Raw genomic sequence first — 16208 nt, 5'->3', positions numbered from 1 at the left:
AAATTTGATATATCGTTTAGTATCTCCTACCCCTATCCTATAAAATCCTGACAAAATCCGCTATTAATATGCTCAATGTAGGAGTTCTTTAACAAATTTTACATACTTCATGACAGTTGCCTTCGAAATTTTATACTTTTCCGCAACCTGTTGTTGAGTAATGGTTCGGGACACGTGATTACGCCAAATGTATTCTGTTGCAGCAGCCCATGCCTGCCAATTTGACACATTAAACTGACGCTTAACTGCCTCATCGTAAATCATTAACCATGTTAAGTACAGTTCTTCATTTGCAGAATCATCATGTTTATTTTGTGTAAATAAGGTGTCTGCAATATTATATCCATCAATAATGTAAGACGGTATTTTTTCCGATTTTTTCTTCTTAGCCAAAACGTAATTTGCAAATTCCTGTTCAAGCGTCGCATGAAATTGAATATGCTTTAGATCTTTACGTGCCAAGGCTGAGTTTGTTTTGCTTGCTAAAAATAAGCCATATAAGCGTTCCTCAATAAAATCACCGGTCAACCAACGATCGAGCACGTCACTTATTGGCTTTGTGGAGTCAGATTCCCAAGGTGCTGAACCCTTTTTACTTGGATTTTCCTCGAGTACTCGCTTCCACGCATTTTTAGCAACATCAAAATGCTTTGTAAAATAAGCAGAATAGGAAAGCCAATAATAAAAGGTTTCATCGCCTTCAAAACCGCTCCGCTGTAAATTACGTAACCATTTATAGGCAAGATCATGTCTGCCGATAAGCCCAAAGGTCGCCCCTAGTTTATAACGGTGTTCAAACAACATAGGTTGAATGAATGATAATCGTCTCGTTAACTCTTTTACCTGTTGATTTTTACGTTGGTAATATAAAAACACAAGAGAATTACAAAGCGCATGTAGATTTCCAGGGTTCTTACTTAAAACCTCATCTAAGATCTCAGAGGCATTTTCCACATCACCTGAATAAAAATAAGCAAGTGCCAAATTATTATAAGCAGACCAAAATTCAGGATACTCACGAATGATTTCTTTTAAAAGGGTCACCGCCTCGTCCAATCTCCCTGTTTCAAGGAATTCACGTGCATGTTCCTGTTTCACAATAAGTTCATCCTGATGGTTTGCGGAAACCTCATCGTCATCTTCTTCAAGACGTAATAGGTCAAGCAAATCTTCGGCATCTTCAACAAAATCACCGTCAGGTTCCCGCTCTAAATACCATTCTGCATGTTTTGCTGCCTCTTGGAACAAGCCTAAATGCGCATAATTGTTAGCCTTGAAATAATAGCACTCAGGCATATCGAATTTGGGCTCATCTATGATTTTAGTAAGATATTGATTTGATAGGACATAGTCACCGATTTCAGTCAGTGCAACCGATAGTTGGCATAAAAACATCGGCTCGTTCGGTTCAAGCTCAATCGCACGTTTAAAATGCTTTATCGACTTATATATATCATGCTGTCGATACGTCTTTAATCCTTTTTTAAAATAATATTCTCCCGTCTGGATAAACGGAATAATCTTTGTTGCATGTTGTCTATCTTTTACGTTTTGTTTTTCCATCGGGGTCCTCCATAAATAAATCCGAATAAAATTATTTCCCAACGTAGTATAACATATATAAGTGCTTTAAATATAGGGGGTGCTTGGTTAAAAACAAAACCTCTGCAATGGTATTTTGTGGACAATGTGAATAATGTGGACAACCTTTCATTTTATGTGAATAATCTGAAGTGTTTACTGTATTCAGATAAGATATGCACTGAAATTCGGTTCGGATGGTAGGTATTGTGGATGTAGGGGATAAGTTATTCACATTACAGTAAAATAGAGTCTTAGAAAAGGATACTTATTGTGGATAAGTACCCTATGAAATCATCATCTTCTTTTTTGTAAAACAGACAATACTTCATCAAGTGGAAGCTTTTGTTCACGAAGTAAGACAAGTAAGTGATAAATGAGGTCTGAAGCTTCCCATTTTAATTCTTCATGACTGCGATTCTTGGCTGCAATGATCACCTCGGAAGCTTCCTCACCTACTTTTTTCAGGATCTTGTCGACTCCTTTATCAAACAGGTATGTCGTATATGCTCCCTCTGGCATTTCTGCTTCGCGCTCTGCAATTACTTTTTCAAGTTCATTCAAGATAGCGAAACGGTCAGAAGCTACTCCTTTTGCTTCTCCTAATAAAGATTCACTAAAACATGTGTAGCTGCCTGTGTGACAAGCAGGTCCTGCTGGCTCAACTAATACAAGAATGGCATCCTTGTCACAATCATATTTTAAATCGATAATCTTTTGGGTATTTCCGGAGGTTTCTCCTTTGTGCCAAAGCTCTTGACGTGAACGGCTATAAAACCATGTTTCGCGTGTTTCAATGGATTTACGTAGTGATTCCTCATTCATATAGGCAAGCGTTAAAACCTCTTTGCTAACAGCATCCTGGACAATCGCTGGAGCAAGTCCCTTTTCATCGAATTTAATGTCTGGTGTGTTCATCGGACATTGACCCCTTTCTCTTTTAAAACGTTTTTAACCTCTTTTACAGATGTTTCTTTATAGTGAAAAATACTTGCCGCTAATGCCGCATCCGCTTTACCTTCATTAAAGGCACGGACAAAATGCTCGGCATTTCCAGCACCACCTGAAGCAATGACTGGTACGGAAACAGCTTCACTGACTCGTCGTGTTACTTTTAGATTGAAGCCATCCTTGCTGCCATCATCGTCCATGCTCGTTAATAAGATCTCACCAGCACCACGTTTTACTGCTTCCTGTGCCCAAGCGACGACCTCCCATTCGGTTGCGTTACGGCCACCATGTGTGTATACTCGCCAGCTGCCAAGTCCCTCATCATATTTTGCATCGATTGCAACAACGATACATTGAGAGCCGAAAAATTCTGCTCCTTCTTTAATTAGGTCTGGGTTTGTGACAGCTGCGGTATTCAGTGAAACCTTGTCAGCGCCTGCACGAAGGATTTTTTTCATATCCTCTAAGGAATTAATTCCTCCTCCTACTGTAAAAGGAATCGCAAGCTCTGCAGCGACTTTTTCAACAACCTCAACCATCGTTTTTCGCCCCTCATGAGAAGCTGAAATATCTAAGAAAACCAATTCATCTGCACCTTCGGAATCATAGAACTTTGCCAGTTCAACAGGATCACCTGCATCTCGAAGCCCAACAAATTGGATGCCTTTTACTACTCGACCATCCTTTACATCTAAGCATGGAATAATACGTTTTGTGATCATTAGCCATTCACCTCTTCGAGTGCCTCTTGGACGGTAAATTGGTTGGTGTAAATCGCTTTTCCAACAATTGCGCCAGCAACACCTTGCTCCACAAGCTTACTAAGTGCTTTAAGGTCTTCGATAGAACTAACCCCACCTGAAGCTATGACTTTTTTACCTGTTGCAGCTGCAAGTGTTGCAACCGCATCGATGTTAGGCCCACTGAGCATGCCGTCGGTTGCAATATCTGTAAAAATAAACACTTCGGCCCCCGCATTCGCGAGCTCGATACCTAAATCAGTCGCTTTTACGGAAGAAGTGTTTAGCCATCCTTCCGTTGCAACATAACCGTCTTTTGCATCAATGCCGATTGCAATTTTTTCTTTGTATTTCTTAAGCATATCCTTTACAAATTCAGGATTAGAAATGGCAGCACTTCCTAAAATCACACGGTCAACGCCATTTTCAATATAATAGGCAACATCCTCTTCCGTTCGAATGCCACCCCCGATTTGAACCTTTGCGTCCAGCTTGTTTGCAACCTCAAGCACATATTGGTCATTCACGCGCTTTCCGGCTTTTGCTCCGTCTAAGTCCACCATATGAATCCACTCTGCACCTGCATCAGCAAAAGCTTTTGCCATATCGAATGGAGAATCACCATACACGGTCTCCTTATTATAATCCCCTTGAAGCAAGCGAACGCATTTGCCGCCGCGCATGTCGATTGCAGGATAAACAGTAAAAGTACTCATATTGACACCTTCTTTTCCACGATTGCAGCGTAGTTTTGGAGAATTTCCAAACCTAGTTCGCTGCTTTTTTCCGGATGAAACTGGGTTCCAAACACATTCCCTTTTCCAACAACAGCTGGAACCTCTACATCATAGGTACTACTTGCGAGCACATTTTCATTGTCTGTTTTCGCATAATAGGAGTGAACGAAATAGACATGTCCGCCCTCAATATTTTGTAAAAGCGATGAAGGATTGATCAGATTAAGATCATTCCAGCCCATATGTGGCACCTTGTAGGTTTCTCCACTTGCTGTTACTCCAGGAAATTTTGTAATTCTCCCTTTTAATAAGCCAAGTCCCTGTGTGAGTCCATTTTCTTCGCTTTCTTCAAACAATAGCTGCATACCAAGACAAATTCCCAGAAGAGGTATCCCTTTTGCTACGGATTCTTTTATAAAGTTCACTAACCCTTTTTCATGTAAAATTCCCATCGCATCCTTGAAGGAACCCACACCTGGTAAAATCAAGCCGTCAGCTTTTCTGAGCTCTTCTGGTGAACTAGAAATAAAGTATTCATGGTTCATCCGTTCAAGCGCCTTAGAAACGCTGTATAAATTTCCCATTCCGTAATCAATTATGCCGATCATCTACAACATCCCTTTCGTTGACGGGACCCCCTTAACGCGTGGGTCAACTATAGTTGCTTCATCTAACGCACGACCTAATGCTTTAAAAATCGCCTCGATCATGTGATGTGTGTTGTGACCATAGTGAACAATGACATGAAGGTTGATTCTTGCCTCTAATGCAAACTTCCATAAAAATTCATGTACGAGTTCGGTATCAAATGTACCAACACGAGAGCTTGGAAATTCCGCTTTTAATTCGAAATGTGGGCGATTTCCAAGATCAATGACAACCTGTGCAAGTGCTTCATCCATTGGAACAAATGCATTTCCGTAGCGCTTGATTCCTTTTTTATCACCTAGCGCTTCGCGTAAGGCCTGTCCTAAACATATTCCAATATCCTCCGTAGTATGGTGGTCATCAATTTCTGTATCACCGTTTGCATCAACTGTCAGATTAAAATGTCCGTGCTTTGTAAAAAGGTCAAGCATATGGGACATGAACGGAACTCCTGTATCTAGCTTCGAAATTCCTTCCCCATCTACTGTAAAATCTAGTCTTATATCTGTTTCATTCGTTTTACGTTCAACTTTTGCTTGTCTTGTCATGATTACACCTACCGTTATCCACAATTTTATAATCCTTAATAAATGCTTATTATTACTTGTTTTGGTGGAATATTACCCACACAATCCACAGGTAAATCTTCAATTTTGTGAATTATTTTAATCGTTCCTCAACTGCTCTCGCGTGTGCTTCCAACCCTTCTAGTCTTGCGAAAGCCGCAATCTTTGGAGCGTTATCTTTAATTGCTTGTTTGCTATATGAAATGATGGTGGATTTTTTCGTAAAATCATCCACACTTAAAGGGCTTGAAAAACGTGCTGTTCCGTTAGTCGGAAGGACATGGTTTGGACCAGCGAAATAATCACCAACAGGCTCTGAGCTATAACGACCGATAAAAATAGCACCAGCGTGCTTGATTTTTCCGACTTTCTCCATAGGATCCTTCGTCATGATTTCTAGATGCTCTGGTGCAAGCTCATTTACAACCCTAATGGCTTCCTCTACATCATTAGTGACATATATCGCACCAAAGTCATTGATAGAAGCTCTTGCAATCGCCTCACGAGGTAGGAGCAATAATTGTCTTTCAACTTCTACTGCAACAGATTCAGCTAGCTCCATTGAAGGCGTTACAAGAATACTTGATGCCCGCTCATCATGTTCAGCTTGGGATAAAAGGTCAGCTGCAACTTCGTTTGGAAGAGCTGTTTCATCTGCTAACACGACGATCTCGCTTGGTCCTGCAATCATGTCGATATCCACATTCCCATAAACCTCACGCTTTGCTAACGCGACAAATATATTTCCAGGGCCGACAATTTTATCAACAGGCTGGATCGTTTCAGTTCCAAATGCCAAGGCGCCAACAGCCTGAGCACCGCCAACCTTATAGATTTCTTTAACACCTAAGATATCCGCTGCAACAAGTACTCCTGCAGGAATAGTACCGTCCTTACCTGGTGGTGATACCATCACGATTCGCTCCACACCTGCAACCTGTGCTGGGATGACATTCATTAGCACGGATGATGGATAGGCCGCTTTCCCACCTGGTACATACACACCAACCGCATCAAGTGGAGTTATTTTTTGACCAAGAATCGTGCCATTATCCTTCATCGTCATCCATGATTGCCTGGTCTGGCGACTGTGATAATCTCGAATATTTTCCGCTGCTTCTTTAATAATTTGCACCATATTCTCGTCTAATTTGGCATAGGCGTCTTTGAAGTCTGAATCTGTGACTTTAAACTCATTAAGAAAAACACCATCAAATTTTTCCGTATAAGATCGAAGGGCGTTGTCCCCTTCCTTTTGTACTTGAGCAAGTATCTCTAAAACTGCTTTTCTCTGTTCCTCAGTCCCACTATCAATGGTCCGCTTCAGTGAAACAGTGTTGGTTACACGTTCTATTCGCATGCTGTGTCGGTCCTTTCTACTTATTGTGATACGACTTTGGATAGACGCTCCACAATTTCGTCGATTTGCTGATCCTTTAAGCGATAGCTCACTGGATTCACGATAAGGCGTGAAGTGATGTCCGCAATATGTTCAAGCTCAACCAATCCATTTTCCTTCAAGGTGCGTCCAGTTGATACAATATCCACAATTCGGTCCGCCAATCCGATTAAAGGAGCAAGTTCAATGGAACCGTTCAATTTAATGATTTCCACCTGTTCCCCATTTTCACGAAAGTAACTAGAGGCGACGTTTGGATATTTAGTCGCAATTTTAGGTGCAACACCTTTCACTTTCACATCAGTTAACCCTGCAACCGCGAGATAACATTGACTAATTTGTAAATCAAGCACTTCATATACATCGCGCTCTTCTTCAAGCATAACGTCTTTACCGGCAATTCCAAGGTCTGCCACACCATGCTCCACATATGTGGTGACATCCATTGGCTTGGCAAGCATGAATCGAAATGGCTCGTCAGGCACGTCGATAATTAATTTTCTTGAATCCTCAAACTCAGGAGGAAGCTTGTAGCCTGCTTTTAGTAAAAGCTGTGCCGCTTCTTCAAAAATTCGTCCCTTCGGCATCGCTATCGTTAGTTTGTCGGTCATTTATTCTTCCTCCTTCCTTGTCTTCCCTAAGAAAAAGGTGTTTTTCGCAAATGCGCTTGTGCATGCATCCACATCCTTGATTCCTGCGATATCTTGAAGGATGACGCGCTCACCTTGTTCTCTTTTATTCATCGCAAAGCGAATGGCTTCGTCACGTTGTTCTGCACTAAATATGACACAATGAATTTCTGGCTCATCCTGTGGCAGATCAAGTGCTTCCAGAAGTCGATCAATCCGAATGCCAAAGCCTGTTGCCGGTGCAGGACGATCAAATTTTTCAAATAAATGATCATAGCGACCACCGTTTCCAACTAAAAAGCCAACATTCTCTGCATACACTTCAAAAAGGATTCCTGTATAGTAGCTCATATGACTGACAAGATTAAAATCAATTTTAATATGCTCTGTCACACCGAATGCATCTAGCTTTTTCCAAAGCATTTCAAGTTCTTCGGCTGCCTTTTTCCCTTCTTCACATTCAACTAATTCTTTCGCTTTAGCAATTTTTGCGTCATTTCCTCTTAATTGTAAAAGGGAGAGCAAACGTTGTTTATCAATAGAAGAGAGCGGCAAGTTTTTTACATGCTCTCTATAACCAACATAATTTTTTTCATATAAATAACGTTGAAGAACATCAGCTCTTGCTTCGTTTCCGACAATCTCCATGAACAATGATTTTACATAGCCAATATGTCCAATTGGTACGGTAAAATTGGTAAGTCCCGCTTGCTTAAGTGCCGCAATCATTAGGGAAATAACCTCAGCATCTGCACTGGTTGTCGTATCTCCAATATACTCAACCCCGATTTGTTCGAATTCGGCAGGTCTCCCACCTTCATGCTGTTGGGCGCGGAACACATTTGCTGAGTATGCGATACGTAATGGGTACTCACCTTTATATAAACGCGATGCTGCCACTCTGGCAATTGGCGCTGTCATGTCAGGTCGAAGGACGAGCGTATGTCCCTGTGAATCCAATAATTTAAATAGTTGACGGTCGAGGATTGCTGATGCCTCACCGATTGTTTCATAATATTCAAGTGTTGGAGTTTCAATAAATTGATAGCCCCAGCTTTCAATTTGAGACGACATGGCATTGCGTATTTTCTTTTTTGCTTCATATAAAGCTGGCAATGTATCTCTCATACCTAAGGGTTTTTCAAACATAAACACGATTTTCGTCACCACCAAAGTTTGTATTTATTTAGGTTTCCATATTTTTTCTATATTATTTTACTTTAGTTCGCTAATATACTACCAAGATAAAGTATATAATACACCTATCCCTACCAAACGTCAACGAAAAAGTCAGAATTTAGTTGGTTTGGATTTGGACGAACGGAATGTTGTGGATTGTGGATAAAGTGTAACTGTGGATATTGTGGGTATTGTTGATAACTATCAAAGTTGATTGTGGATTTTGTGAATATTGTTGATAAGTAGGATGAGGTTTGTAAGCAAGAGAGGAAGAAAGGAGACAGATGTTGGAAAAAGAGATCAGAAAGGAATTGGGAGTGAGGAATGGGAGATAGGATGGGTACAACAAAAAAAGGAACCAAACCATTATCAATGGTCAGATTCCTTTTTCTCGCGCTGTTCGAGCTGTTCTTTTGTATAAATCACCTGCATCGGATTTCCCCCGACAAAGCTTCCAGCAGGAACGTCCCTGTGGACTAAAGTTCCAGCCGAGACGATTGCCCCGTCTCCAATTTCGACCCCTGGTAAGATTGTCGAGTTGGCTCCGATCATCACTTCGCTTCCAATTTTAACGTCACCAAGCCTGTATTCTTTAATCAAGTATTCGTGGGCTAAGATCGTTGTATTAAATCCAATGACCGTATTGCTTCCGACACTGATTTTTTCCGGGAACATAGTATCCGGCACTACCATGAGGGCAAATGCTGTTTTCTCGCCAACCTTCATTTTTAAAAAGGTGCGATATAGCCAATTTTTCACGCCTAAAAATGGTGTGTATCGTGCTATCTGTATGATAATAAAGTTTTTGACTACCTTCCAAAACGAAACGGTTTTATAGATTTGCCAAAGCGAATTGGGACCTGAAACATAATAACGCGTGGTTCGTCGTTTCACTATCTTTTCATCCTTTTACTATCAAATGCGCCTTGGCGTATTTGCGCCCGATTTTTTTCGAGCAAGCTCGAAAAATTACCTTTGGAAAATCGTGGCATCCGCCGGAGGCTATATTGTTATTTAGTAGAAGAAGGCTTTTACTGAATAACAATATCCAGTAAGTCACTCATCTTCTCAAGCATAAAATCAGGTTTGTATTCTAATAAGAAGTCTTTTCCTTTATGAGACCAAGCGACTCCGGCAGTCTTTGTTCCTGCTTTTTGACCAGCTACGATGTCCTGATAATTGTCACCAACCATGATTGCTTCTTCAGGTGTCGAATCTAACAGTTTTAGTGCCAGCAATACGGGTTCTGGGTCTGGTTTTGGATTTTTAACATCATCCAATGTCACCACAACATCAAAGAATTGATCAAGCTTTGTTAGTTTTAATCCCATCTTAACCGTATTTTTTATCTTTGTCGTGACAACACCAATTTTATAACCTTGTTCCTTTAGGGTTTTGATAGTGTCGAAAACACCAGGAAATTCGGTTACTAGTTCGTCATGCTTTTCATGGTTGAATTTACGATATTCTGCAATCATTTCTTCTGCGCGGTCCGGATCTACTGATGAAAAAGATTCATGCAAGGTTGGACCATTGAATGGCAGGATCTCCTCCCGAGTAAATTGACGGTCGGGAAAGTAAGTTTCAAAAGTGTGTAAAAAAGATTGTAAAATCAGTTCGTTTGTATCAATTAACGTTCCATCTAAATCAAATAAAAATGTTTTAATTGCCATAAATAATTTCCTTTCTATTATTTTGCTCAACACGCTTCCAGATAAAAGCGACGACCATTGTTAAAATCGTTGCTGTAATAAGACGGATGAACAATAGCGGTAAAACCGGAATTCCAAGTGGGACAAAAATAAGCGTATCCTCTACAACTGCGTGGCAGGACACAAGGAAAATAAACGCTAATGTTAAATCCTTCTTATCTACATTATCCTCTTTTACCGCCTGAATCATTACACCTGCTCCGAAAGCCAAGCCGAACAAAATACCTGATGCCAAGGTTGTTGATGTATTTTCCTTCATCCCCAATGCTTTTGTGACTGGTTTCATCCATCTGGAGAACACATCTAACCATTTTAATTCTTTTAAGAATTGAACCACAACCATAAGTGGGATCACTATGATAGCTAATTGCAGAATCCCAAATGATGCTTTTTCAATTCCATTTAAAAGGATACTGCCCCAGCCTGAAATTTGTTCTTCTGTACCTGACACAAGTCCATATTTTGCTAGTTCACTACCGCCATTCCAAACTAGATTGATAACAAAGGCAGAGATAAACGCAAGTCCAAGTCTCACGAGTACAATGATCCAAATCTTCATTCCTACCTTTGCTGCCACGGTAGACTCAATAATCATATTATGTGAGAATGATAGCATAACCGCTAAAATAAACACTTCTTTTACAGTCAAATCAAGTGTTAAAATCGCGCCAATTCCAGCATAGAGGTTCAAAAAGTTTCCTAATACAAGCGGAATTGCCGCATCACCTGATAGACCAAACCAACCCATAATAGGTGCAATCCACGTAATCACCCAATCTAGCACAGGTGTGTGCTGAAGCAAGGTAACGAGAAGGGTAACAGGAAAAATTACTTTCCCTAATGTCCAAGTAGTTTTTAATCCTACTAAGAAGCCTCTCTTTATCATGTCTAGCAAGTTTTCCCTCTCCCTTTTAATGAATTAGTTCTGTAAATAACGTTCGTTTGAATAGCCTTTTTTTCTACGATAAACAAGTACGAGTAGGGCTCCGATAATCGATACAACTGAAACCAACTGCGCTACTCGAATATCCCCAAGCATTAAGCTATCTGTGCGTAGCCCTTCGACAAAGTAACGACCAATTGAATACCAAATCACGTAGGTGAGGAACATTTCTCCGCGTCTTAAATTGACCTTTCGAAGCATAAGCAATATAACAAAACCAACGATACTCCAAATGGACTCATATAAGAAGGTTGGGTGATAGTACACACCTTTTATAAACATTTGATCCATAATAAAGTCTGGCAAAACATTATAGAAGGTTTGGATGTTTTCTTCCGCAATTGGACCACCATGTGCTTCTTGGTTCATAAAGTTTCCCCAACGACCAATCGCTTGACCCAAAATAATACTTGGTGCCGCAATGTCGGCAAGTTTCCAGAAAGATATGCCTTTTACTCTAGCGAACACAACCGCTGTTACAACGGCTCCGATTAGGGCACCATGAATCGCAATTCCACCTTCCCAAATCGCAATAATTTTAGAAGGATTTTGTGAATAATAGTCCCATTTAAAAATGACATAGTAGATTCTTGCACAAATAATGGCAATTGGTACTGCAAACAGCATAAGATCCATAAATGTATCCTTATGCATACCTCTACGTTCTGATTCCTTGATGGCAAGATACAGGGCAAGCATGGTTCCTAGCCCGATAATCAGTCCGTACCATTGAATCCGTAGTGCTCCCAGTTCTAAAAATGTTGGGTCTAACGGTTGTATATTTCGATCCACTTTCTCCACTCCCTTATTTCCTTTAATCAAATGCGCCTTGGCGTATTTGCGCCCAGATTTTTTAGACCCACACGATGTGGGTCACAAAGACGTTGCCACAGGAAGTGGCGTTCTTAGTCTTTGATCTTCTGGTCGAAAAGTTTCCGCTGAAAATCTGAGGCATCCGCCGGAGGCAATAACTTTCTTCAGCCAAGGTTTGACCTCATAATTAATTTGGTAAACAAATTGTATTACTCACCACTCATAAAAGTAGGACCTTCTTCTGAATAAAGTTATTGTTAGATGTCATCATGTTCCCCATATTCAATCGCGCTTGAGAGACGATTTGTAAAATCTTCTGCAGCGTTTAAGCCCATTCGTTTTAGACGATAATTCATTGCTGCCACCTCGATAATAACAGCTAGGTTTCGCCCTGGTCGAACCGGGATGGTGTATTTTGTTAATTCAGTATCAATGATTTTCATTTTTTCTTCTTCAAGCCCAAGTCGATCATATTGTTTCGTTTGATCCCAGAGCTCAAGGTTAACGACCAACGTAATTCGTTTGAAGTTACGGATGGCTCCTGCACCAAATAGGGTCATTACGTTGATAATTCCTAGACCACGGATTTCAAGGAGGTGCTCAATTAGTTCCGGTGCACTCCCAATAAGTGTATCATCATCTTCCTGACGAATTTCGACACAGTCATCCGCAACAAGACGGTGCCCACGTTTCACGAGCTCCAACGCCGTTTCACTTTTACCAACACCGCTTTTACCGATGATTAGAACCCCAACCCCGTAAATGTCCACAAGAACACCATGTACTGCAGTTGTTGGTGCAAGCTTGCTTTCTAAGAAGTTCGTAATTCTACTCGATAGTCTTGTCGTTTTTATAGGAGACTTAATGACCGGAACAGATTCACGCTCGGAAGCCTCAATTAACTCTGGAGGCACTTCCATATCACGCGAGATAATGATCGCAGGAGTTATATCTGTACAAAGCTTCTCCATTCGATACATTTTTTCGTCATGTGATAATTTTTCAAAAAAAGTGAGCTCTGTTTTTCCTAAAAGCTGAATCCTCTCTGCTGGATAATAATCAAAAAATCCAGCAAGCTCGATACCTGGTCTTGATATATCACTTGTGGTGATTGGACGATTGATCCCCTCTTCCCCACTTACCAACTCTAACTTAAATTTCTCAATTAAATCCTTTGTACTAACTTTTGGCACATTCGTACCTCCTCGATTGTAATTCGTGTAGATTTATGTTTGATTAGATTTCTGCATCTTTTATAAGGCCCGGTAATTGTTATGATTCGGCCAAGTTAAACTCATTCTCCATTTTAGCATTTTTCTGTGTAACGCCAAAACTTTTCTGATTAAAATTGGTGAAGAATGTGAGGAAATGGTTTTAGGTGAGGTGGTTAGGAGCATATCACCGATAAACGTTATAAAGACATTCCACCATGGAATGCCTCTGAGCTACTTTATTTTAATAGCGAGTAGACATTCGTATCATGTGGAATGCCGTTTTGGTACATATAATTTCTTAAGACACCCTCTTTTTCAAAGCCGAGTTTTGCTAATAAATCGTTAGATGCTTCATTCTCAAGAAACACAACCGCCCCAATACGTGTTAATCCAAGTTCGTTAAACCCATATCTTATCACTTCTGAAGCAGCCTCAGATACATAGCCTTTTCGCCAGTATTGAGGATGAAGTTCATAGCCTATTTCTGCGCGCTTATGCTTAGGTGACCAGGCATTAAACCCAATAGTGCCTATGAGCCCCTCTCTTTCCTTTAATTCAATGCCCCATCTAATTCCACGCTTTTCTTTATAACTATTTGCAAAGAATTCAACGAACTGCTCTGCTTGTTTTAATTCGGTTATTGGGTCCTGTCCGTAATAGCGTGTTACCTCATGGTTTGAAAAGCAGTCAAAAATCCCTTGAGCATCAATATGTACAATTTCTCTTAATCTAAGTCTTTCGGTTTCTAGTGTTGGGAACATGGCTAGGCTCCTTATGTATTTTAGTATAAATTCAATAAAAAACAGCGTTATCCTTCTGGACAACGCTGTTTTGTGAAATTATTTCTTTTTCTCCTGAAGTGGTTCGACGATTACTTTTTGAATCAGCAGGTTCAGGATCGAAATGACAACTGCTGCTAGTAACGCCGTTCCAAACCCTTCGATAACGAAGGAATCTCCCATTAGGGACTGTGTCAACATTAAGGTAATAGCATTGATAACGAATAGAAATAGACCTAATGATAGAACCGTGACAGGCAAGGTTAAGAGTATGAGAATAGGTTTAACGATTACATTTAAAATCGACAGGATAATGCTTGCCGTGATTGCTGCGCCGACACCCTCTAAGTGAAAGGTATCGACGTAGCCTGCGACAACCATGAGTACGATGCTGTTGACAATTATGCTAGCAATCCATTTCATTATCTATAGACATCTCCTTCATTTGGTACAATAAATATCCAAATGAGATAAATGAGACCTAGTGATCCCACACCTAAAATAAATCCAACTACCGCAAGAATACGTAATAGTGACGCGTCGATTCCCGTGTAATCCGCTAGGCCTCCGAGCACCCCTCCGAGCATTCTATTTTGGGTAGAGCGATATAATTTCTTTTTCATATTTAACACCTCAAAGTGGTTTGATAGTTATCGAGCCTGTTTTCGTTTCGGCAAACAGATGAAGTTTTTGCGCTTTTTCTTCATTTGCCTTAAAGCGAAGTGACTTCTGAACAACTTCGTTTTTCTCTTCAATGATCGACATCATTGGAAGCTCAGATTTAAAATTCCCAAGGTTTGATTTTAATTCTCCATCAACCTGGTATTCATTTGCAATAAACATATCAATGCCGCCCGTTGTCGTTTTTACAAATGCAGTATGGCAGACATCTCCTTGAAGATCGCACGTAATATTTCCATTAAAGCTTTGAAGGTCTACTTTTTCAAAAAGACCTGTTGCTGTTACTGTACCATTAATTGTTTCAGCTTCAAAGTCCTTACTTGTGATTTGATTCGCTTTTATATGACCATTTGCTGTTTCTACTTCAACTGAGTCGGTATCAAAGTTTGAAATCGTAATGGCGCCATTTGCTGTTTTTGCACGGAATTCCTTTACTCGTAAATTTTCCCCTGTAATCGGTCCATTAAACATGCGAGCCTTAATACTTTCATAGTTTTCCTGTGGTACATAGATTTTCGCGTGAACCTTCATTTGCTTTTTCTGAATCGATAAACGAAGTGCACCATTTTCAATGGAGAAAAGGACATCTTCTAAAAATGCCTTTCGAGCTCGTTCCTGGTTTTCAATGTTGTATACTTTTGCTTCACATTCAACGCGAACATCCCGCTCTTCCCATGGAATAATCGTGATACTCCCGTTTGATACATCTAGGTCAAGCTTTGTAATGTATACATCCTTATGTTGAAAAATATGTTTCACGTCTACTGAGCTACCAAAATTAAAGTCAAGGTCAAGATCCTTAATTTTTTTCAGTGCGGTATCGATAAAATCCATAAATTTGTGCTTCGCCGACCCCTTATTTTCATAGGTGTTCTGGTTTTGCTGTTGCTGCTGGGATTGCTCGTACTGAACCTGAGTTGAAAGCTCCGTCTTGATTTCCTGTGCCGGGTCACTAGTTTCCTCAGCCGAATGAAGTTTTTCAATAAGAATGATCGCTTCTTCTGCTGTAAGTTTTCCTTCTTCCACAAGCTTTAAAATACGTTTTTGTTCCTCTTTCATGAGAAAATTCCTCCTTTAAAATTCATCGTGAGCTAATACTTGAATTCCTTTTACAATGTTCCAAATGACGATACCAATATTAATGATGGCTAACAGAACGAAAACTAGCACCATCGCTGCTGCAAATGCCTCCACCGACCACATAAAGAAAAACGGAATGATGACAAAAATAACAGTAGCTGCTGGAATAATATGTGAAATTAACGCATGGAGGGCATGCTTTTTAACCTCTGGATTTTGTACAAGCAGATAAACAACAATAGGTAAAATAAACCCTGCAAAGAAAATACTAAAGTAACACAACGCTGCAATTAATTTATCCGTATTCACTCAACATCTCCCCTTCACACCTCTATATACGAAACCTGCACAACAATGGTTTCAACATTTTACAAAAAATACGCCTCGAGGATTAGGGACCATAGGGACGGTTCGAGGTCACTGAAAAATGTTTCCAAATAACTGGAAAACCGTAGGTTTTCATAAAAAAATACAAAAAACCCCCGATTTTGGTAAAATAGAGTTGTCGAAAAACTATCACCAAAAAGGGGGATTTTTTATGCTTAAAAGCAGAAAA

Annotated in this window: 19 protein-coding genes; all 19 read right to left on the bottom strand. The window is 40.2% G+C overall.

Features of this window, described 5'->3' with window-relative positions:
• Nucleotides 1-72 precede the first annotated feature (72 nt).
• Nucleotides 73-1563 carry a tetratricopeptide repeat protein gene (locus E1I69_RS04585; RefSeq protein ID WP_136378432.1) on the bottom strand — a complete coding sequence of 497 codons (1491 nt, stop codon included), beginning with the start codon at nucleotides 1561-1563 and terminating at the stop codon, nucleotides 73-75.
• A 315-nt stretch (nucleotides 1564-1878) separates the two neighbouring features.
• Nucleotides 1879-2499: a bifunctional phosphoribosyl-AMP cyclohydrolase/phosphoribosyl-ATP diphosphatase HisIE gene (gene hisIE, locus E1I69_RS04580; RefSeq protein WP_136378431.1), complete on the bottom strand. Its 621-nt coding sequence runs from the start codon at nucleotides 2497-2499 to the stop codon at nucleotides 1879-1881.
• On the bottom strand, nucleotides 2496-3254 hold the full coding sequence (gene hisF, locus E1I69_RS04575) for an imidazole glycerol phosphate synthase subunit HisF (RefSeq protein ID WP_136378430.1): 759 nt from the start codon (nucleotides 3252-3254) through the stop codon (nucleotides 2496-2498). The genes hisIE and hisF overlap by 4 nt, the downstream gene beginning before the upstream one ends.
• Nucleotides 3254-3988, bottom strand: coding sequence for a 1-(5-phosphoribosyl)-5-[(5-phosphoribosylamino)methylideneamino]imidazole-4-carboxamide isomerase (hisA, locus tag E1I69_RS04570; RefSeq protein WP_136378429.1), 735 nt, complete (start codon nucleotides 3986-3988; stop codon nucleotides 3254-3256). Before hisA ends, hisF begins: the two co-directional genes overlap by 1 nt.
• Nucleotides 3985-4617 carry an imidazole glycerol phosphate synthase subunit HisH gene (hisH, locus tag E1I69_RS04565; RefSeq protein ID WP_136378428.1) on the bottom strand — a complete coding sequence of 211 codons (633 nt, stop codon included), beginning with the start codon at nucleotides 4615-4617 and terminating at the stop codon, nucleotides 3985-3987. The genes hisA and hisH overlap by 4 nt, the downstream gene beginning before the upstream one ends.
• Nucleotides 4618-5205: an imidazoleglycerol-phosphate dehydratase HisB gene (hisB, locus tag E1I69_RS04560; protein WP_136378427.1), complete on the bottom strand. Its 588-nt coding sequence runs from the start codon at nucleotides 5203-5205 to the stop codon at nucleotides 4618-4620.
• Nucleotides 5206-5317: 112 nt separating this feature from the next.
• Entirely contained in the window at nucleotides 5318-6583 is a 1266-nt protein-coding gene (gene hisD / locus E1I69_RS04555; protein ID WP_136378426.1) for a histidinol dehydrogenase, read from the bottom strand.
• Between the two features lie 20 nt (nucleotides 6584-6603).
• Nucleotides 6604-7233 carry an ATP phosphoribosyltransferase gene (gene hisG, locus E1I69_RS04550; protein ID WP_136378425.1) on the bottom strand — a complete coding sequence of 210 codons (630 nt, stop codon included), beginning with the start codon at nucleotides 7231-7233 and terminating at the stop codon, nucleotides 6604-6606.
• On the bottom strand, nucleotides 7234-8400 hold the full coding sequence (locus E1I69_RS04545) for an ATP phosphoribosyltransferase regulatory subunit (protein ID WP_431731859.1): 1167 nt from the start codon (nucleotides 8398-8400) through the stop codon (nucleotides 7234-7236).
• 399 nt (nucleotides 8401-8799) lie between these two features.
• Nucleotides 8800-9324: an acyltransferase gene (locus E1I69_RS04540; protein WP_136378423.1), complete on the bottom strand. Its 525-nt coding sequence runs from the start codon at nucleotides 9322-9324 to the stop codon at nucleotides 8800-8802.
• 137 nt (nucleotides 9325-9461) lie between these two features.
• Nucleotides 9462-10103: a pyrophosphatase PpaX gene (gene ppaX / locus E1I69_RS04535; RefSeq protein ID WP_136378422.1), complete on the bottom strand. Its 642-nt coding sequence runs from the start codon at nucleotides 10101-10103 to the stop codon at nucleotides 9462-9464.
• A complete protein-coding gene (locus E1I69_RS04530) occupies nucleotides 10093-11025 on the bottom strand; it encodes a nucleoside recognition domain-containing protein (protein WP_431731858.1) in 933 nt (310 codons plus the stop codon). The genes ppaX and E1I69_RS04530 overlap by 11 nt, the downstream gene beginning before the upstream one ends.
• A gap of 36 nt (nucleotides 11026-11061) precedes the next feature.
• Nucleotides 11062-11877, bottom strand: coding sequence for a prolipoprotein diacylglyceryl transferase (gene lgt / locus E1I69_RS04525; protein ID WP_136378421.1), 816 nt, complete (start codon nucleotides 11875-11877; stop codon nucleotides 11062-11064).
• A 278-nt stretch (nucleotides 11878-12155) separates the two neighbouring features.
• Nucleotides 12156-13091: an HPr(Ser) kinase/phosphatase gene (gene hprK / locus E1I69_RS04520; RefSeq protein ID WP_136378420.1), complete on the bottom strand. Its 936-nt coding sequence runs from the start codon at nucleotides 13089-13091 to the stop codon at nucleotides 12156-12158.
• A 257-nt stretch (nucleotides 13092-13348) separates the two neighbouring features.
• Nucleotides 13349-13873 (bottom strand): GNAT family N-acetyltransferase, encoded by a 525-nt coding sequence (locus E1I69_RS04515; protein ID WP_136378419.1) that lies wholly within the window; start codon nucleotides 13871-13873, stop codon nucleotides 13349-13351.
• Between the two features lie 78 nt (nucleotides 13874-13951).
• Nucleotides 13952-14314 carry a phage holin family protein gene (locus E1I69_RS04510; protein ID WP_136378418.1) on the bottom strand — a complete coding sequence of 121 codons (363 nt, stop codon included), beginning with the start codon at nucleotides 14312-14314 and terminating at the stop codon, nucleotides 13952-13954.
• Nucleotides 14314-14514, bottom strand: a complete 201-nt coding sequence (locus E1I69_RS04505) for a PspC domain-containing protein (RefSeq protein WP_136378417.1) — start codon at nucleotides 14512-14514, stop codon at nucleotides 14314-14316. Before E1I69_RS04505 ends, E1I69_RS04510 begins: the two co-directional genes overlap by 1 nt.
• 10 nt (nucleotides 14515-14524) lie before the next feature.
• Nucleotides 14525-15631 (bottom strand): DUF4097 family beta strand repeat-containing protein, encoded by a 1107-nt coding sequence (locus E1I69_RS04500; RefSeq protein WP_136378416.1) that lies wholly within the window; start codon nucleotides 15629-15631, stop codon nucleotides 14525-14527.
• Between the two features lie 15 nt (nucleotides 15632-15646).
• Nucleotides 15647-15961: a DUF4870 domain-containing protein gene (locus E1I69_RS04495; RefSeq protein WP_136378415.1), complete on the bottom strand. Its 315-nt coding sequence runs from the start codon at nucleotides 15959-15961 to the stop codon at nucleotides 15647-15649.
• Between the last annotated feature and the right edge of the window lie 247 nt (nucleotides 15962-16208).

The organism is Bacillus timonensis (assembly GCF_004799755.1).
Lineage (GTDB): Bacteria > Bacillota > Bacilli > Bacillales > Bacillaceae_L > Ferdinandcohnia > Ferdinandcohnia timonensis_A.
The sequence above is the reverse complement of the archived record's forward strand: the minus strand, read 5'-3'. Positions and strand labels throughout refer to the sequence as shown.